The sequence below is a fragment of the Streptomyces sp. NPDC015125 genome (genome assembly GCF_043080045.1).
Taxonomy (GTDB): Bacteria; Actinomycetota; Actinomycetes; order Streptomycetales; family Streptomycetaceae; genus Streptomyces.
In genome coordinates this window covers 406,817-423,708 of the sequence record NZ_JBIBVF010000004.1, presented here as the reverse complement: position 1 = coordinate 423,708, position 16,892 = coordinate 406,817, and the positions used below count along the sequence as shown (strand labels likewise).

General features: G+C 71.4%; 14 protein-coding genes and 1 pseudogene. 9 read left to right on the top strand and 6 right to left on the bottom strand.

Features of this window, described 5'->3' with window-relative positions; all coding sequences use genetic code 11:
• Positions 1-256: 256 nt before the first annotated feature.
• The 4 genes and pseudogenes from ACF088_RS13975 to ACF088_RS13960 all read left to right on the top strand — a co-directional run.
• Positions 257-2,770 (top strand): DEAD/DEAH box helicase, encoded by a 2,514-nt coding sequence (locus tag ACF088_RS13975; RefSeq protein WP_392375941.1) that lies wholly within the window; start codon positions 257-259, stop codon positions 2,768-2,770.
• A 52-nt stretch (positions 2,771-2,822) separates the two neighbouring features.
• Entirely contained in the window at positions 2,823-3,737 is a 915-nt protein-coding gene (locus ACF088_RS13970) for an acyl-CoA thioesterase (protein ID WP_392375940.1), read from the top strand.
• Between the two features lie 539 nt (positions 3,738-4,276).
• Entirely contained in the window at positions 4,277-4,705 is a 429-nt protein-coding gene (locus ACF088_RS13965) for a VOC family protein (RefSeq protein WP_392376026.1), read from the top strand.
• Between the two features lie 196 nt (positions 4,706-4,901).
• Positions 4,902-5,042 (top strand): annotated as a pseudogene (locus tag ACF088_RS13960) (ketosteroid isomerase); the annotation flags it as partial.
• Positions 5,043-5,127: 85 nt separating this feature from the next.
• Here the strand turns inward: ACF088_RS13960 and ACF088_RS13955 are convergent.
• Both ACF088_RS13955 and ACF088_RS13950 read right to left on the bottom strand, forming a co-directional pair.
• Positions 5,128-6,018, bottom strand: coding sequence for a DUF6397 family protein (locus ACF088_RS13955; protein ID WP_392375939.1), 891 nt, complete (start codon positions 6,016-6,018; stop codon positions 5,128-5,130).
• Positions 6,019-6,097: 79 nt separating this feature from the next.
• Positions 6,098-6,505, bottom strand: a complete 408-nt coding sequence (locus ACF088_RS13950; protein ID WP_392375938.1) for a roadblock/LC7 domain-containing protein — start codon at positions 6,503-6,505, stop codon at positions 6,098-6,100.
• Positions 6,506-6,670: 165 nt separating this feature from the next.
• Here ACF088_RS13950 and ACF088_RS13945 point away from each other — a divergent pair, with 165 nt between their 5' ends.
• Entirely contained in the window at positions 6,671-7,099 is a 429-nt protein-coding gene (locus ACF088_RS13945) for a PPOX class F420-dependent oxidoreductase (protein ID WP_392375937.1), read from the top strand.
• 51 nt (positions 7,100-7,150) lie between these two features.
• On the opposite strand, the gene ACF088_RS13940 is transcribed toward ACF088_RS13945, so the two are convergent.
• Entirely contained in the window at positions 7,151-7,765 is a 615-nt protein-coding gene (locus ACF088_RS13940) for an ATP/GTP-binding protein (protein WP_392375935.1), read from the bottom strand.
• 536 nt (positions 7,766-8,301) lie between these two features.
• Here ACF088_RS13940 and ACF088_RS13935 point away from each other — a divergent pair.
• Positions 8,302-8,937 carry a class I SAM-dependent methyltransferase gene (locus ACF088_RS13935; protein ID WP_392375934.1) on the top strand — a complete coding sequence of 212 codons (636 nt, stop codon included), beginning with the start codon at positions 8,302-8,304 and terminating at the stop codon, positions 8,935-8,937.
• Between the two features lie 133 nt (positions 8,938-9,070).
• Here ACF088_RS13935 and ACF088_RS13930 read toward each other — a convergent pair whose 3' ends face one another.
• Complete coding sequence (locus tag ACF088_RS13930) at positions 9,071-9,964, bottom strand: oxygenase MpaB family protein (RefSeq protein WP_392375932.1); 894 nt, start codon at positions 9,962-9,964, stop codon at positions 9,071-9,073.
• A gap of 123 nt (positions 9,965-10,087) precedes the next feature.
• Positions 10,088-10,525 carry a hypothetical protein gene (locus ACF088_RS13925; protein WP_392375931.1) on the bottom strand — a complete coding sequence of 146 codons (438 nt, stop codon included), beginning with the start codon at positions 10,523-10,525 and terminating at the stop codon, positions 10,088-10,090.
• An 89-nt stretch (positions 10,526-10,614) separates the two neighbouring features.
• Here ACF088_RS13925 and ACF088_RS13920 point away from each other — a divergent pair, with 89 nt between their 5' ends.
• The gene (locus ACF088_RS13920) at positions 10,615-11,397 is read left to right on the top strand and encodes a hypothetical protein (RefSeq protein ID WP_311627850.1); all 783 of its coding nucleotides are present in this window, start codon (positions 10,615-10,617) and stop codon (positions 11,395-11,397) included.
• A 349-nt stretch (positions 11,398-11,746) separates the two neighbouring features.
• On the opposite strand, the gene ACF088_RS13915 is transcribed toward ACF088_RS13920, so the two are convergent.
• On the bottom strand, positions 11,747-11,929 hold the full coding sequence (locus tag ACF088_RS13915) for a hypothetical protein (RefSeq protein WP_030077786.1): 183 nt from the start codon (positions 11,927-11,929) through the stop codon (positions 11,747-11,749).
• A 147-nt stretch (positions 11,930-12,076) separates the two neighbouring features.
• Here ACF088_RS13915 and ACF088_RS13910 point away from each other — a divergent pair, with 147 nt between their 5' ends.
• Together ACF088_RS13910 and ACF088_RS13905 are read left to right on the top strand one after the other, a co-directional pair.
• Entirely contained in the window at positions 12,077-15,292 is a 3,216-nt protein-coding gene (locus tag ACF088_RS13910) for a DEAD/DEAH box helicase (protein WP_392375930.1), read from the top strand.
• Positions 15,289-16,791 carry an SWF or SNF family helicase gene (locus ACF088_RS13905; RefSeq protein WP_392375929.1) on the top strand — a complete coding sequence of 501 codons (1,503 nt, stop codon included), beginning with the start codon at positions 15,289-15,291 and terminating at the stop codon, positions 16,789-16,791. Before ACF088_RS13910 ends, ACF088_RS13905 begins: the two co-directional genes overlap by 4 nt.
• The last annotated feature ends 101 nt before the right edge of the window (positions 16,792-16,892 follow it).

Here is a 16,892-nt window from a genome sequence, read left to right as displayed (position 1 = left end):
ACAACAACAGTGCGCCCTTGACTCCGCACGGAGGGTGACGACACCGCGCCCGGCCCTTCTCCGCGCCCGCGCCGAGACGAGGCGTGTTTCCGCAGGCCGGGGCCGCCGGAACGGCGTCCCGAGCCGATGCCGGGGCCGGGACAGCGTGGTCCGGGAGCCTTCCGGGCGGGCAGCCACGGGCTTCGTCGATCTTGAACCGGCCTCCCTCCGAGCCGCCGGTTCCCTGATCCCGGCCGAAGACAGGCAGTATGGGGGCGTGACCCTCATCGATCATCTCCCGAACGACGCCGACCCCGATGCCCTCTTCGAAGCCTTTTCGGGCTGGGCCGAGCAGCAGGGCATTTCGCTCTACCCTGCCCAGGAGGAGGCGCTGATCGAGGTGGTCTCCGGGGCGAACGTCATCCTGTCCACCCCGACCGGCTCCGGTAAGAGCCTGGTGGCGGCCGGCGCGCACTTCACCGCGCTCGCCAATGATCAGGTCACCTTCTACACCGCCCCCATCAAGGCGCTGGTCTCGGAGAAGTTCTTCGACCTGTGCAAGCTGTTCGGCACCGAGAACGTCGGCATGCTCACCGGTGACGCCTCGGTCAATGCCGATGCCCCGGTCATCTGCTGCACTGCCGAGGTCCTCGCCTCGATAGCGCTGCGGGACGGGAAAGACGCCGACATCGGCCAGGTGGTGATGGACGAGTTCCATTTCTATGCCGAGCCGGACCGTGGCTGGGCCTGGCAGATTCCGCTGCTGGAACTTCCGCAGGCGCAGTTCATTCTGATGTCGGCGACGCTCGGCGATATGTCGCGTTTCGAAGGGGATCTGACCCGGCGCACGGGGAAGCCCACGTCGATGGTGCGCTCGGCGACACGGCCGGTGCCGCTGTCGTACGAGTACCGCACGACGGCGATGACGGAGACCCTCACCGAGCTGCTGGAAACCCGCCAGTCGCCCGTGTACATCGTGCACTTCACCCAGGCCGCCGCCGTCGAGCGGGCGCAGGCCCTGATGAGCATCAATATGTGTACACGCGCCGAGAAGGACCAGATCGCCGAACTCATCGGGAATTTCCGGTTCACCACCAAGTTCGGCCGGAATCTGTCGCGGTATGTCCGTCATGGCATCGGCGTGCACCATGCCGGCATGCTGCCGAAGTACCGCAGGCTCGTCGAGAAGCTGGCACAGGCGGGTTTGCTGAAGGTCATCTGCGGCACGGACACCCTCGGCGTGGGCGTCAACGTCCCCATTCGTACGGTTTTGTTCACCGCGCTGACCAAGTACGACGGGACGCGGGTGCGGACGCTGCGAGCACGGGAGTTCCATCAGATCGCGGGCCGCGCCGGCCGGGCCGGCTTCGACACCGCGGGCTTCGTGGTCGCGCAGGCCCCCGAGCATGTCGTGGAGAACGAGAAGGCGCTGGCCAAGGCCGGTGACGACCCCAAGAAGCGCCGGAAGGTGGTGCGCAAGAAGGCGCCGGAGGGCTTCGTCAACTGGGGTGAGAACACCTTCGAGAAGCTGATCGCTTCCGATCCGGAGCCGCTGAACTCCCGCTTCCGGGTGACCCACGCGATGCTGCTGTCCGTGATCGCCCGGCCGGGCGATGCGTTCGAGGCCCTGCGCAAGCTGCTGGAGGACAACCACGAGCCCCGCAAGAATCAGCTCCGGCACATCCGGCGGGCCATCGCGATCTATCGTTCGCTGCTGGACGGCGGGATCGTGGAGCGGCTGCCGGCGCCGGACGCGGAGGGCCGGATCGTCCGGCTGACCGTGGATCTTCAGCAGGACTTCGCGCTCAACCAGCCGCTGTCGACATTCGCCCTGGCCGCGTTCGACCTGCTCGACCCGGAGTCGCCGTCCTACGCGCTGGACATGGTCTCGGTCGTGGAGTCCACCCTGGACGATCCGCGCCAGATCCTGGCCGCGCAGCAGAACAAGGCCCGGGGCGAGGCGGTCGCCCAGATGAAGGCCGACGGCGTCGAGTACGAAGACCGCATGGAACGGCTCATGGACGTCGAGTACCCCAAGCCGCTGGAGGAGCTGCTCTTCCACGCCTACGGCCTGTACCGCAAGAGCCACCCGTGGGTCGGCGACCATCCGCTGTCGCCGAAGTCGGTCATCCGCGATATGTACGAACGCGCCATGACCTTCACGGAGTTCACGTCCTTCTACGAGCTGGCCCGCACCGAGGGGATCGTGCTGCGCTACCTGGCCAGTGCGTTCAAGGCGCTGGACCACACCGTCCCGGACGATCTGAAGTCCGAGGACTTCCAGGACATCATCGCCTGGCTGGGTGAGATGGTGCGCCAGGTCGACTCCAGTCTGCTGGACGAGTGGGAACAGCTTGCCAACCCGGAGGTGGAGACGGCCGAGCAGGCCGCGGAGCGGGCCGATCAGGTCCGGCCGGTCACGGCCAACGCGCGGGCGTTCCGGGTACTGGTGCGCAATGCGATGTTCCGGCGGGTGGAGCTCGCGGCCCTGGACAAGGTCGAGGAACTCGGCGAGATGGATGCCGATTCCGGCTGGGACGTGGATGCCTGGGGCGAGGCGATGGACGCCTACTGGGACGAATACGACGAGCTGGGCACCGGTCCGGACGCGCGCGGCCCGAAGCTGCTGCAGATTCAGGAGGATGCCGAGCACGGGCTGTGGAAGGTGCGGCAGACTTTCGCCGACCCGAACGGTGATCACGACTGGGGCATCTCCGCGGAGGTGGATCTGGCCGCCTCCGACGAGGAGGGGCGCGCGGTGGTGCGGGTCACGGATGTGGGTCAGTGGTGAGGCGACGGCTTCGACCGAGGCCGCCGAAGGATCTGACGGAGGACCACCGGTCATGACCAATCCCGCCGAAAAGCTGGTCGATCTGCTGGATCTGGAGCAGATCGAGGTGAACATCTTCCGGGGCCGCAGCCCGCAGGAATCGTTGCAGCGGGTCTTCGGCGGGCAGGTCGCGGGCCAGGCGCTGGTCGCTGCCGGGCGGACCACGGAAGGGGACCGCCCGGTCCACTCGCTCCATGCGTACTTTCTGCGGCCGGGCCGGCCCGGGGTGCCGATCGTGTACCTGGTCGAGCGGGTTCGCGACGGGCGGTCCTTCACCACACGCCGGGTCGTCGCCGTCCAGCAGGGACGCACGATCTTCAATCTGACCGCCTCCTTCCACAAGCCGGAACCCGGCTTCGATCACCAGTTGCCGCTGCGGCGGGTGGTTCCCGACCCGGAGGAGCTGCCGACGGTCGCGGAAGAGGTCCGCGAGCGCCTGCACAGCCTGCCCGAGTCGCTGGAGCGCATGGCACGCCGGATGCCCTTCGAGATCCGGTATGCCGACCGGCTGCGCTGGACCCCGGAGGAGATCGAGGGTGCGGAACCCCGCAGCGCGGTGTGGATGCGCGCGGTCGGGCCACTGGGCGACGATCCGCTCGTGCACACCTGCGCGCTGACCTACGCCAGCGATATGACGCTGCTGGACGCCGTCCGCATCCCGATCGAGCCGCTCTGGGGCCCCCGCGGGTTCGACATGGCCTCGCTCGACCACGCGATGTGGTTCCACCGCCCGTTCCGCGCGGACGAGTGGTTCCTCTACGACCAGGAGTCGCCGATCGCCACCGGAGGCCGCGGCCTGGCCCGCGGGCGGATCTACGACCGCGAGGGCAGACTGCTGGTGTCGGTCGTCCAGGAAGGGCTTCTGCGTCCTCTTGTCCCGGGCCACAGCCTGGAGCAGCCGTACGAAACCCCCTCCGAACGCAGTTGACCCCGGCATCGCGCCAACGCTCCGGGCCCGGCACCGGAGCGTGAACTCCCCCGCGGATGCGGCGTGCAGCGCGTACCGCTGACGTCACGGTCCGGGGAACTGCACGGCAATGGCCCCGCCCCTGCACCACGGCGGCAAGGCACGGGGCAATGCGCGGGGCCGAAAGCTGATGGAGGCATCGTGATCCCGCGCGTACGCCCAAGCGCAGACGCCCCCTCCCGGATGCCCAGACGCCGTTGGCCCGGCATGGAGGCGGGCAAGCGGCAGCGCCCGGACGCCACGTAGGTGCTGGCCGCGGCCAGCACCCGAACCGGCTGGAGTTCGTGGTCGAGACCTTGCGGGCCGCGCTGAACGAGGGCGCCGAGGCGGCCGGGGACTGGCCGGCGGCACCGGGCGCACCGGAGTGGTGCGACCGTTATTCGGCCCGGCCGGAGGACAGCCGTTTCCCCTCCCGGTCGGCCGCCCGGGGCGAGACCCCGACCCGCGCGGCCATGACAGCCGGGGGCCCGGTGAACAGCACGCGCCACTATGGTGGATCGATGACGTCGATCAAGCAGTTCCAAGTCACCTTCGACTGCGCAGAACCTGAACGCCTCGCTCGTTTCTGGTGCGAGGTGTTGGGGTACGTCATACCGCCGCCACCGGAGGGGTTTGCCACTTGGGACGATTTCAAGCGCTCGCAGCCACCTGAGCAGCGGGATTCATCGTTCGCCTGCAGTGATCCCTCGGGTGTGGGCCCGCGACTGTACTTCCAGCGCGTCCCCGAAGGGAAGGCCGCCAAGAACCGGCTGCATCTTGATGTGCGGGTCGGCACCGGACTCGTGGGGAAAGAGCGCCTCGCCGCACTTGAGGCCGAATGCGCACGACTGGTCCCGCTCGGCGCGGTACACCTGCAAACGCTGTATGACGGCAACGATTCGTGCATCCCGATGCAGGACATCGAGGGCAACGAGTTCTGCATCGACTGAGGGGCCGCGCACCCGTCCTCGTTCTGGCTCCATGGGCCAGGACGAAGGACCGCCCCGGACCTAGGGCACGTATCAAAAGTGGATCTTGATGATGCGCTTGCCTTACTTCAGAGGTTTTCGTCTCGGTGTGCCCGCGCTGGCAGGGTTGGTGATCTCTCCGCGTCGGAGGACGCGGACCAGGACGGAGAGGTCAGCCATGCCCATAGCCGCACCTACGAACACGCGCACTGTGGTTGAGGAGTTGCTGCGCAGGATTGGCGAGGGCGACCCCGAGCGCATCGCCGAGCTGTATGCCGAGCAGGGCGATGGGAAGCTCGACCCCGGACACGACCATGGCTCCCTTCTGGGCTGCCGGGGGGCCGATGGGCGCCCGGGGCTACTCGTTCCGCTCCCCCGCCGGGGCCTCACGGCATCACGGGCTTTCAGGACGGCCCGGTAGTGCTGGACCATGAAGGGTCGTTCAGAAAGCTCGGTGACTGCCCCGGGCGGGCGGCGGAGGGCACGGCGGCCGGTGTTCGCGGGCGCCCCGGGTCCTCCCTGCGGGCCCTTTCCAGGCACCGGGAGAGGTGGACGCGGTACCACAGCACTTCGTCGAACTCATCCGCCGTCAGTACGCGCTCGAAGGATTCCCTGGCGGCCGGGGTCACCGTGATCACGGAGGCCAGGGTGGGCCTGAGCCGGCGCAGTAGGGACCGCTCCAGCGGGTTCTCGGCCACCGAGGCCAGTTCCTCCGGCGGCAGCACGGCGGCGATCACCGCTGCCGCTTCCCAGGGTTCGTCGGTCTGCCCCATGAGCTGGGCGATCCGCCGGCTGCGCCACTGGCGTGCCCGCCAGTCCTGACCGCTGTCGAGCATCACCCGCATCGCCGGCGGGGTGTTGCCCCGCATCAGGTCGGGTTCACGGTCGGCGAAGTCGGCGACCTCGGCCGCGAGATAGAGCCAGACCACCGCGCCGAAGCGGTTCACATAGAACCGGACGGGGCCGAAACAGCCTGCCCGGGTCAGACGGACCGCCCGGCCGGGCCCGATGCCCATGAGAGCGGCGGCCTCGGTCGTGCTGACTGTGTGGATCCGCTCGCGGAGCGCGTCCGGGAAGCCCGGCTCGGCCTGCAGCCGGGCGATCTCCTCCGCCGGAACCCGGCGCCGGCCGAGCGATCCGGCTCCGGCCGGCCGGCCGTCGGCCCCGGCCGCGACCGCGACCGTCCGTACTTCTCCGAGCTGGGTGGCGAGCTCGAACTCGCCCGTCCTCAGCTCCAGTTCGCGGGCCGCCCGCCCCGTCGTGAGCGTCTGCTGCCCGTCGCACACCACTGTCATGTCGCTTCCCCCGCAACTCGGTCGATCACTGACAGTGACGACGATAGCCGCAGGCGGCGACGGTGGGTCAACCCCCGCCTCAGACCTGTGGATAACTTTCCGGCTGGCGGACCGCAACGCCCAGGTGCTCCCCGACGCGATTGACCAGCAGCGTCATCTCGTAGGCGACCTGCCCCATGTCGGCGTCGGCGCCCGCCAGCACGCACAGACAGCTGCCGTCTCCCGCGGCCGTCACGAACAGCACTCCGTCGTCGAATTCGACCATGGTCTGACGCACCCGGCCGATTCCGAAGTGGAGCCCCGACCCCTTCGCGAGGCTGTGCATCCCCGAGGCGACCGCTGCTAGATGCTCGGCGTCCTCCCGCGCCAGTCCCTCGCTCGCCCCGGTCACCAGACCGTCGTTGGAGAGCACCAATACGTGCCGTACCTTCTGCACCCGCTTGGTCAGATCGTCCAGCAGCCAGTCGAGTCCGCTGCTCAATGCCATTGCTGCTTCCTCCCCGTGTCCCCGTCCGCATTCCTGGCCGGACGGCAGCCCGCGGTCCGCGAACTGCCGTGCCAGCCTGTCCCACCTCCGCCGTCTCGGCAAGCGGCCCCACAGCCCGGCGTGCCACGCGGGGCGTACGCGTGCCGCATGGATGAGGATGTCGGCATGGCACACAAGATGACGAAGGACGAGTGGCAGAGGTTCCTTTCCGAGGGCACGCATACCGGCAAGCTGGCGACCGTACGGGCCGACGGCAGCCCGCACCTCGCACCGGTGTGGTTCCTCATGGACGGTGAAGAGCTGGTGTTCAACACCGGTGCGGACACGGTCAAGGGCCGCAATCTCGCCCGCGACGGCAGAGTGGCACTGTGCGTCGACGACGAACGGCCACCGTTCGCTTTCGTGTCCGTACAGGGAACGGCGGAGATCAGCGACGATCTGACGGACGTACGCCACTGGGCGACCCGGATTGCGGCCCGCTACATGGGCGAGGACCGTGCGCAGGAGTACGGCGCCCGCAACGGCGTTCCGGGCGAGGTGGTGGTACGGGTCAGGATCGACAAGGTCGTCGCCCTCGGGGATGTCGCGAGCTGAAGGGTGCGTGGCGCGCGCCGTCCGGCATCCGCGCCACCTCCGCCCGCCGGTTCATCCCACCGAATCCAGCACCCGGGCGGAGTGCCGCCGCCCCGCGTGCTCGACGAGCCGGACCAGCACTTCCTTGCCGGAGTCCCGGTCCCTCGCGTCACAGAGCACAACCGGGGTACCACGGTCCAGGTCCAGTGCACGGGAGACCTCGTCGGCCCCGTAGGACCGGGCCTCCGCAAAGCAGTTGACGGCCACCAGGAACGGGATCGCACGGCGCTCGAAGTAGTCGACGGCCGGAAAACAGTCCTGCAGCCGCCGGGTATCGGCCAGCACCACGGCGCCCAGCGCGCCCTCCGACAGGTCGTCCCACAGGAACCAGAAGCGGTCCTGTCCGGGGGTGCCGAAGAGGTAGAGGGACAGGCCCTGCCTGATGGTGATGCGGCCGAAGTCCATCGCCACCGTGGTGGTGCCCTTGTTGTCCACTCCCCCGGTGTCGTCCACCGTCTCGCCCGCCTCGCTGAGCCGTTCCTCCGTGCGCAGCGGGTGGATCTCGCTGACCGAGCCCACCAGGGTTGTCTTGCCCACGCCGAAGCCGCCCGCGACTAAGATCTTCAGGGTCAACTCGGCGTCGGGGTCCGGGGCTGCGTCCTCCGGGGCCCCTTGTGCGGCGTTCATCGGCCGTCTCCTCCAGGATGCAGGGTCCTGCGTGTCACGGGGTATACGGATGCACGGCTCGACGAGGGGAGCCTTCGGCGGCGGAGGGCCGTCCGAAATCCATGGCGAGGACCGTACCCCCCGCTGAGGGGGATTTCCCCGGATTCGCCAAAGCCGCCACGTCTTCGGATCAAGAAACCCATCAACCGTCCCCTTCATGGTAGTTGGATCACTGTGCGGTACCGGCGGGCGAGCGTGAGGAGCGTGGGGAGCGAGTCACGTGGGGTGGGATACGGGCGCCCGGCGGCCGACCGGCTATTGCAGCCGGTACGGCGCATGCCGCTGATGCGGCCGGTGCCGCTGGTGCCGCTGGTGCCGCTGATGCGGCCGGTACCGTCGGTGCCGTCGGTGCGGAATCATGAGCGTATGACGCAGCAGCAGTCACCGGAGGGGGCCGGTCCGCGGGCGGGGCCCTCCTCGCCCGGGGCAGTCGAGCGCCACGCCCCGTACGCCTGTACCGCCTCTCTCGCCGACCGTTCCGCCCCCGGAGGAGCCCGATGACCGGCCAGCACGGCGACCACCATGCCGACCACCACGCCGACCGCCCGCACGAAGTCCGGTCATTCTTCGCGCCACGCGCCGCCGGCTGGGACGCGAAGTTCCCCGGCGACGGTCCCGCCTATGCGGCGGGCGCCGCCGAACTGGGCCTCCAGGAGGGCAACCGGGTGCTGGACGCCGGCTGCGGTACGGGACGGGCGCTGCCCGCGCTCAGGGAAGCCGTGGGACCGCGCGGGACGGTACTGGGCGCCGATCTCACGCCCGAGATGCTGGAGGCCGCTGTACGGGCCGGGCGCGACCGTTACGCGGCGCTGCTGCTCGCCGACGTGACCCGGCTGCCGCTGCCCGACGCTGCGCTGGACGCGGTCTTCGCCGCCGGGCTCATCTCCCACCTGCCGGACTCGGCGGGCGGCCTCACCGAACTCGCCAGGACCGTACGTCCCGGTGGCCGGCTGGCCCTCTTCCACCCCATCGGGCGGGCGGCCCTCGCCGCCCGCAAGGGCCGCCCGATCACCCCCGACGACCTGCGGGCGGAGCCGAATCTGCGGCCCCTCCTGGCGGCGTGCGGCTGGGACCTGATCCGGTACGAGGACCGCGACTCCCGCTACTTGGCGCTGGCGGTACGCCGGGCGTAACGGGGCCGCCCGGGGGCGCGGCCTGCCCGGGGGACGGGCTGCCCGGGGGACGGGCTGCCCGGGGGACGGGCTGCCCGGGGGAGCTGCCCGCGGGACGGCCTGCCCGGCGAACAGGCCCCCCGGGCTCCGCCGCTCAGGACGTCGCCGGGCCCTCCCCATGGGGCACCGGACAGCTGCCCGTGCGGCGGGAGGGGAAAGTCCCCAGCTCGGCCACCCGGAAGCCGTTCGGGTAGCCCTTGATCTCGGGGTTCTGACGGGCGTAGTGGGGGGTGCGGCGAGGCGGCAGCAATCGCACGGCCTTGGCGCGCAGTTTCAGAGCGGTGCGTACCGCCTTCCGGACCGCCGGTTTGGGCCGCTCGTACCGGAACGCCTCCAGCAGTGTGTCGTCCAGGAGGGCCATGCTCGCTCCGCGCACCACCGGAGCGAGCGGGCCGTACCACCCCGCCATCAGGTTCAGCGTGGCGTCCGACACCTTTCGCGCGGCCTCGTCCCAGCCGAAGTGCGCCTCCTCGTAGGCGTCGAGGCACCGCTCGAAGTCCTCGTAGGTCTCCGGGAGTCCGGTGATTCCCATATGGCGGCCCAGGGTGCGGTAGTAGACGGCGACGGCATGCCGTTCCTGCGCGGTCAGCCGTCGCCAGCCGTAGGCGTCGAGCCACCTTTTGGGCACCACCACGAACGTGCACAGGACATAGCGCATGTCCTCGTTGCTGATGTCATAGCTGCGGTGCATCTGGTTGATACGGCGGATCGCCGTTCGGCCGTCCTCCCCGTCGAAGCCGTGCTCGACGACGGCGTCCAGGAGGAGAGCGGTGTCGTCATAGCGCTTTTGCGTACGGTCCGTCAGCTCGGCGGTCTCGGCGAGCAGTCGGCCGATGCGCGGCACGGCGTAGGTGCGATAGAGCGCCAACTCCAGGGCTCTGGCGTAGTCCCAGGGGAATTCATGGGTCGCGATGATGCGGTAGATCCGCAGGAAGTCACGCTCCGGGTCGAGCCGCCGGATCTCCCGCAACCAGTCGTAGCGCCGCACCTGACATCTTCCCCTTCGTTCGCCGACGGGCCAATTTTAGGGGCGTGGTTGGTGGTTGAGGGGGCGTGACGGGCGTCAGATCGGGGCGTGCGGTGGCCGGATTCGTGGTGTTGCTGTCAGCTGTCAGGAGGTTTCGCGTGCGCGGTGGGAGACACCGGTCGCGCGCTGTGCGGTACGGGTGCCGCGCCTCGGGGTGCGCGCGTCGGCGCCATAGCGGTCCGTGCGGGTGGGATCCGCCACGGCCAGCGCCTTCGTGAGCGGCACCCCCGTGCGGCCGGCGAGCACCAGCCGTTCCCGGACCTCGCGTGGGGTGCGCGGGCGGTAGCCGGGCCCCGTACCACAGCAGCCGCCGTGGAAGGTCAGTCCCGCATGCAGGACGGCCTCCAGGGCGCGCCAGCCTGCTGCGTCGCGCCGCTTGGGGACCGCCAGGTCGGCGCCCGCGTCGATCAGCTCGGCGCGGCACTGCGGGCAGCGGCCCGGCCCCCGTGAGGTTGCCGTCTTCCTCCACGCGGCCCGGCAGGCCAGGCACACGAAGTGCATCCGGCTGCTGTAAAAACACATCTGCGCAGCGTACGGCTGGTGACAAGCCCGTACCAAGCCAATTAGGGTGCGCCGACGTACTCCGCGATGGATTGGATGGGGAGGCCCGCGTGCCCACGACCGAGAGCGCCGACAACGACCAGTTGTTCGTGCTGACGGCGGTGCTGCTGACGCCCGCGCAGTTTCCGAGCGTGCTCGGCGACGACTACCCCGAGGTGTGTGCGGGCCTCGGCCTCGAACCGTACGCGGAGGGCTACGGGCTGGTCCTCGGTCAGGACAGTGACGGCGCGCGCTGGACCGTGGCGACGGAGGATGTGTCGCTGGTGGCCTGTGCGATCGCGGCCTGGGACTGCGGGATGGAGTACGACCTCTCCCCCGGGGAGCACAGCATCGTCGGCGCACTTCCCGGCTGGCCGCTCTCGCTCGCAGTGGCGGCGCCGGGTGTGCCGCAGCCGCACGATCCGGAGCCGCAGGAAGGTGACCCGGCGCCGCTCGCGCCGCCGGATGCCGAGGAGTGGGGGCCTGCGCAACGGCGGCTCGGCGCGGACGAGATCGCCATGCAGTGGGCGGCGTGGCGCGAGCAGGTGGATGACGAGGACACCTTTGCCGAGCCCGGGGATCACGCGCACAAGGGGGTGCGGAGGGTCCTGGAGGAGGCGCGCGGCTATGTGAGCGAGCCGCCGCCACCCGGGCGGGTGCGGTCGTCGTTCGCAGCCGGCGAGGCGCGGACACTGCGGGTCGACGGCCCCGGCTGGAGCATGGTCGCGCGCACCGATGACATTGCGTTCGTGCTGCTGGACGACGAACCGGGTGAGGTGCATCCGGTGGGGCGGGGGCCTGCGCTTCCCGCACTGCTGTCGTCGCTCGACGAGTTGGCGGCGCGGCCGGTGTGAGGCGGACTGTTCCACAAAGGGGTGGACGGGACTGACGGGGAGGGCGGGGCGGACTGGACTGGCGGGGCGGACTGGACGCCGGGACGAACCAGGGCTTTCCCTCCTCCCGCCAGGGCCTTCCCCCTCCCGCCAGGGTCTTCCCCCTCTCACCGGGGCCCTTGCCCTCGCCGGCAGGGCCCTGCCCCTCCCACCGGGGCGAATGCGCCGCCCGTCCCGGCGCGGCAGGAACGGGGAGGGGCGGACCCGTACGAGGCTCAGGCCGGGCTCGGGCCGGGCGAGGCTCAGGTCGGGCTCAGGTCGGGCGAGGGCGCCGGACGGACGGCGCGGCGCGGCGCAGGAGTCCGCTCGGTCAGCGGCCGATCTGCTTGCGGCTGACGCGGCGGAGCCGGCGTCGTTGGGAGGAGTCGAGCGTCAGATAGGCGACGGCCGGGACCCCGACCATGACCAAGAGGGCCGCCCAGAAGGGCAGCAGCCACAGCAGGATCACTCCCACCGCGACCCCGCCGACCGCGACCTTCGCCTGTGTGGACATCCTTCACGCCCCTTCCGCGGCGTACGCCGCGCTCTGTGTACTCCATTGAACGCCGTTTTCGCGCAACAGGTTCCAGGTATCCACGTGGCGTCCTGTACTCTCGGGCGCTTCAGGCGTCAGTAGTCAAACTTGAGGAGCCCTGATCCAGTGGCACCACTCTCGGCGGTCACGCCCGCTCGGTTCTCCGCTCGACTCTCCGCGCTGTCCCGCTGTGCAGCGGTTTTCCTGCCGTCGGATCCGCCACGTGCCGGGCGGGTGGCCTTCTGGCGCCCCGATGGCGCAGCCGTGGAAGAGCCACGCGGCGCGGACGGTGCGACGGACGGGGCTGCGGACGAGGGCGGCGGCGCGGCGGACGGGAACGGCAGCGCGGCGGAGCGGCTGGAGGTGGTCCTGCCGGACGAGGACGGTGGGGTGTTCCTGTGCGAGGTCCCGGCGGTTGTCCTGTCGGTAGCTGAGGCGGTTCCGGTGCTCACCCGCGCGCGGGCCGCACAGGGCACCCATCCGGCGGCCGCCTTCTGGGGGGCGGCATCCGTGCTGGCGCTGCAGCTCGCGGCGCGCGGCCGGCTGCTGCCGGGGGTGAGTCCCGACGGGTACGACGCCTGGCGGCTGGGCCCGCTCGACCCGGTGGATATCGAGCGGCTGCGCGACCTCGCCGCCGCGATGCCGCCGTACGCGCACGCGGTCCCGCTGCCGGATTCCGAACCGCCGGCGCTGCCGGACCCCGAGCGGCAGGTCCGGTGCTTCCTCGACGCGGTGGCGGACGGGCTGCCGCGATCCCCCGCGGCGGCGCTGGTCACCGGAGCGCCGGCCTTCGCGGTGCCGGCCCCGCAGCACATCCCCGAACAGCGCGCGTGGGCCGCGGATGTCGCGGCGGGGCATGACGCGGGCGTACGGATCTCGCTGCGGGTGGACGTGCGGGGCACGGAGGTGGCGGGGCTCGGTGACCGGGACGCGCTGACGGGCTGCGGTGGGCGAGGCGAGGGGCGGTCGGCCGGGGCCGGTGCGCACGATCCGGGCGGTGACGCCGACGCAGAGGCCGCAGAGGCCGCGGGGACCACCGAGGCGGCGGAGGCGGCGGAGGCGGCGGAGCCCACGCAGATCATGGAGGCCGCGGAGACTACGCAGACCACGGAGGCCGCGGACCCCCCGGACGGCGATTTCACCTTCACCGCCGTGCTCCAGCTGCACAGCCTCACCGACCCGACGCTGGTCGCCGAGGCCGCCGAGGTGTGGGCCGGGGCGTCGCCCGCCGGGCAGGCCTTCGGCCCGCAGGCGCGGATGGACACGCTGCTGACGTTGCGTCGTGCGGCGGAGGTCTGGGCGCCGCTCACCCCGTTGCTGTCCGCTGCGGTACCCGGGGCACTGGATCTGGCCGAGGAAGAAGTCGCCGAGCTGCTCGGTCCGGCCGGCCGTGCGCTGGCCGCCGCCGGGGTGCAGGTGCACTGGCCGAAGGAGCTGGCGCGCAAGCTGACCAGCCGGGCCGTGGTGGGGTCGCCCGAGGCGGAGGCGGGCGACGGCAGCGGGTGGGAGGGACCGGAACCGGGGCTGCCTGCACTGTTGTCGGCGGATGCCTTGCTCTCCTTCAGCTGGCGGTTCGCGGTGGGCGGCCAGGAGGTGGACAGGAACGAGCTGGACCGGCTCGCCGAGGCGGGACGGCCGCTGGTGCGGCTGCACGACCAGTGGGTGCTGATCGACCCGGAGGCGGTGCGGGCCGCCCGGGACCGGCCGGACCGGAAGATCACGCCGCTCGATGCGCTCGGCGCCGCGCTCACCGGATCCGCCGAGACCCCGGACGGCGACCGGGTGGAAGTGGAGGCCTCCGGGTGGCCGGCCCGGCTGCGCGACCTGCTCGCCGACCCGGAGAACGGCGGTGCCGCAGCCGTCCGGCAGCCGGCCGCGCTCACCGCGACGCTGCGCGACTACCAGGTGCGCGGGCTCGGCTGGCTGCACCGGATGACGTCGCTGGGGCTGGGCGCCTGTCTCGCCGACGACATGGGGCTGGGGAAGACGATCACGCTCATCTCCCTGCATCTGCACCGGCAGACCACCCCCGCCTCGTCCGGCCCCACGCTTGTCGTCTGTCCGGCCTCCCTCATGGGCAACTGGCAGCGGGAGATCGAGAAGTTCGCGCCGGGCACGCCGGTGCGCCGCTTCCATGGCGGGCGGCGCAGCCTGGCGGAGCCGGCGGACGACGAGTTCGTGCTCACCACCTACGGAACGATGCGGCTCGACGCCGGGAAGCTGGCGCAGGTGGGCTGGGGGCTGGTCGTCGCCGACGAGGCACAGCACGTCAAGAACCCGTTCTCCGCGACCGCCAAGGCACTGCGCACCCTGCCCGCCAAGGCCCGGGTGGCACTGACCGGCACCCCGGTGGAGAACAATCTGTCGGAGCTGTGGGCGATCCTGGACTGGACGACACCCGGCCTGCTGGGGTCGCTGAACCGGTTCCGGACGCGCTATGCGCAGGCCATCGAGGGCGGTGCGGCGGCGTCCCCGGAGGCCGCCGCGGCGGCCGAGCGGCTCGCCCGGCTGGTGCGGCCTTTCCTGTTGCGCCGCCGTAAATCCGATCCGGGGATCGCGCCGGAGCTGCCGCCCAAGACGGAGACCGACCGTGTGGTGGCGCTGACCAAGGAGCAGGCCGGGCTCTACGAGGCCGTGGTGCGCGAGGGACTCGATGAGATCGCCGGGACGGACGGGTTCGCCCGCCGCGGGCTGGTGGTCAAACTGCTCACCTCGCTCAAGCAGATCTGCAACCACCCCGCGCAGTACCTGAAGGAAGGCGGCGGCCCGGCTGGCCGGGGGCAGGCGGCGGGGGCAGTGCGGATCGCGGGCCGTTCGGGGAAGGTCGAGCTGCTGGACGAGCTGCTCGACACCGTGCTGGCCGAGGGTTCGAGCGTGCTGGTGTTCACCCAGTATGTGCAGATGGCACGGCTGCTGGAGAGCCATCTGGCGGTGCGCGGGGTGCCCACGCAGTTCTTGCACGGCCAGACGCCGGTGGCCCGCCGTGAGGAGATGGTGCAGCGCTTCCAGGACGGCGCGGCGCCGGTGTTCCTGCTGTCGTTGAAGGCGGCGGGTACCGGTTTGAACCTCACCCGGGCGTCGCATGTCGTCCACTTCGACCGCTGGTGGAATCCGGCCGTCGAGGCGCAGGCCACCGACCGCGCGTACCGCATCGGGCAGACCCGGCCGGTGCAGGTCCACCGGATCATCACGGAGGGCACGATCGAGGACCGGATCGCCGAAATGCTCTCCCGTAAGCAGCAGTTGGCCGATGCGGTGCTGGGGTCCGGTGAGGCCGCGCTGACCGAACTCACCGACGCCGACCTGGCGGACCTGGTCGCGCTGCGAGGGAGTGAGCGATGACGAGGCCCGGAGAGGAAGAAGCGGTGGACCTGGCGCAGGAGAGGCATCCGGACGAGAGGGACCGGGCGCAGGAAAGGCATCCGGACCAGAGGGACCGGGCGCAGGAAAGGCATCCGGACCAGAGGGACCGGGCGCAGGAAAGGCATCCGGACCAGAGGGGCCCGGCCCAGGGGAGCTATCCGGACGACAAGGACCCGGCGGCCGGCGAGCGGACGTTCGGTGCCTTGCCCCCGGCACGCGGGCGGGCCTTTGCGCGGAGTTGGTGGGGGCAGGCGTGGCTCAAGGCGCTGGAGGACACGGCGCTGGACGGCGGGCAGCTGAAGCTGGGCCGACGGCATGCGCGGGCCGGTGCGGTCGGCGCGGTCTCGGTGCGTCCGGGCCGGATCACCGCGGTCGTCCAGGACCGCGACCATACGCGGCACCGGTCCGATGTCCTGTTGCAGCAGTTGAGCGTGGCGGACTGGGACCACTTTCTCGACCTGGTCGCGGACCGGGGCGGGCATATCGCGGCGCTGCTGGACCGTGACATGCCGCCGGTGCTCGTCGAGGACGCGTCGGCCGCCGGTATCGAACTGCTGCCGGGCATCGGCGACCTGGAGGCGGAGTGCAGCTGCGACGCGTGGGACCACTGCGCGCATACGACCGCGCTGTGCTACCAGTTGGCGCGGCTGCTCGACCGGGACCCGTTCGTCCTGCTGTTGTTGCGCGGCCGGAGTGAGCGGCAGCTGTTCGACGCCTTGCAGGCACGCAGCGCGGCGCGGGCGGAAGGGCCGGCGGGCGGGGACAGGCCTGCAGTCGGTGTCGGGGCGGCGGGCGGGGACAGGGCGGCGGAGCATCCCGGTTCGGGGGTGCCGGCGGCGGAGGCGTATGCGGCGCGCGACATCCTGCCGCCGCTGCCCGCGGCACCGTCGCCGGTCGCCGCACCGGGCGTCCCGCCGGTGCTCGGCGGTGTCACCCCGCCCGCGCCCGGGGTGGACGTGGCCGCGTTGGAGTTCCTGATCGGGGACGCGGCGGCGCGCGCCCGGCGGTTGCTGGCGGATGCGCTCTCCGCCGGGCATCCGGACGACCCGCTGCCGCCGGTGCTGACACCCGCCCAGGATGCGGTCCGGCTGGCGGCGGCCGGCCCCGGGGAGGCCATATCGGCGCGGCTGGCAGCCGGTTCGGGGCGTGCTGCGCGGGCGCTGGCGCCGGCCGTACGGGCCTGGGAACTGGGCGGCCCGGCCGGACTCGCGGTCCTGGAGGAGGACTGGACACCGGAGCCGGAGGCGCTGGCGCGGGCCACCGGGCGGCTCGCGGCCGCCTGGGAGGACGGCGAGGCCCGGCCGCGGCTGCGGGCCACCCGCAACCGGTGGACGGTGGTCGGTGGCGGAGCCCAGCTGCGCTACGGGCGGGACGGCCGCTGGTGGCCGTTTCGCAGGGAAGACGGGCAGTGGGTACCCGCGGGGCCGGCCGCGGACGATCCGGCGGGCGCCTGGGGGGCGTTGTCGGCGGAGGGGTGAGGGGAGGGACGGGACGCGAGGGGAGAGCGGCGGGAGCGGAGGGGTGAGGGGCGAGGGGCGAGGCGAAGGGAGAGCGGCGGGAGCGGGTCAGCTCCCGCCGG

What these genes read in the sequence shown, in the direction of transcription:
- ACF088_RS13945 (WP_392375937.1), top strand. Translation starts at nt 6,671, where the DNA reads ATGGCACACAAGATGACGAAGGACGAGTGGCAGAGGTTCCTTTCCGAG.
- ACF088_RS13925 (WP_392375931.1), bottom strand. Translation starts at nt 10,525, where the DNA reads ATGTGTTTTTACAGCAGCCGGATGCACTTCGTGTGCCTGGCCTGCCGG.
- ACF088_RS13915 (WP_030077786.1), bottom strand. Translation starts at nt 11,929, where the DNA reads ATGTCCACACAGGCGAAGGTCGCGGTCGGCGGGGTCGCGGTGGGAGTG.
- ACF088_RS13950 (WP_392375938.1), bottom strand. Translation starts at nt 6,505, where the DNA reads ATGGCATTGAGCAGCGGACTCGACTGGCTGCTGGACGATCTGACCAAG.
- ACF088_RS13965 (WP_392376026.1), top strand. Translation starts at nt 4,277, where the DNA reads ATGACGTCGATCAAGCAGTTCCAAGTCACCTTCGACTGCGCAGAACCT.
- ACF088_RS13940 (WP_392375935.1), bottom strand. Translation starts at nt 7,765, where the DNA reads ATGAACGCCGCACAAGGGGCCCCGGAGGACGCAGCCCCGGACCCCGAC.
- ACF088_RS13955 (WP_392375939.1), bottom strand. Translation starts at nt 6,018, where the DNA reads ATGACAGTGGTGTGCGACGGGCAGCAGACGCTCACGACGGGGCGGGCG.
- ACF088_RS13905 (WP_392375929.1), top strand. Translation starts at nt 15,289, where the DNA reads ATGACGAGGCCCGGAGAGGAAGAAGCGGTGGACCTGGCGCAGGAGAGG.
- ACF088_RS13970 (WP_392375940.1), top strand. Translation starts at nt 2,823, where the DNA reads ATGACCAATCCCGCCGAAAAGCTGGTCGATCTGCTGGATCTGGAGCAG.
- ACF088_RS13935 (WP_392375934.1), top strand. Translation starts at nt 8,302, where the DNA reads ATGACCGGCCAGCACGGCGACCACCATGCCGACCACCACGCCGACCGC.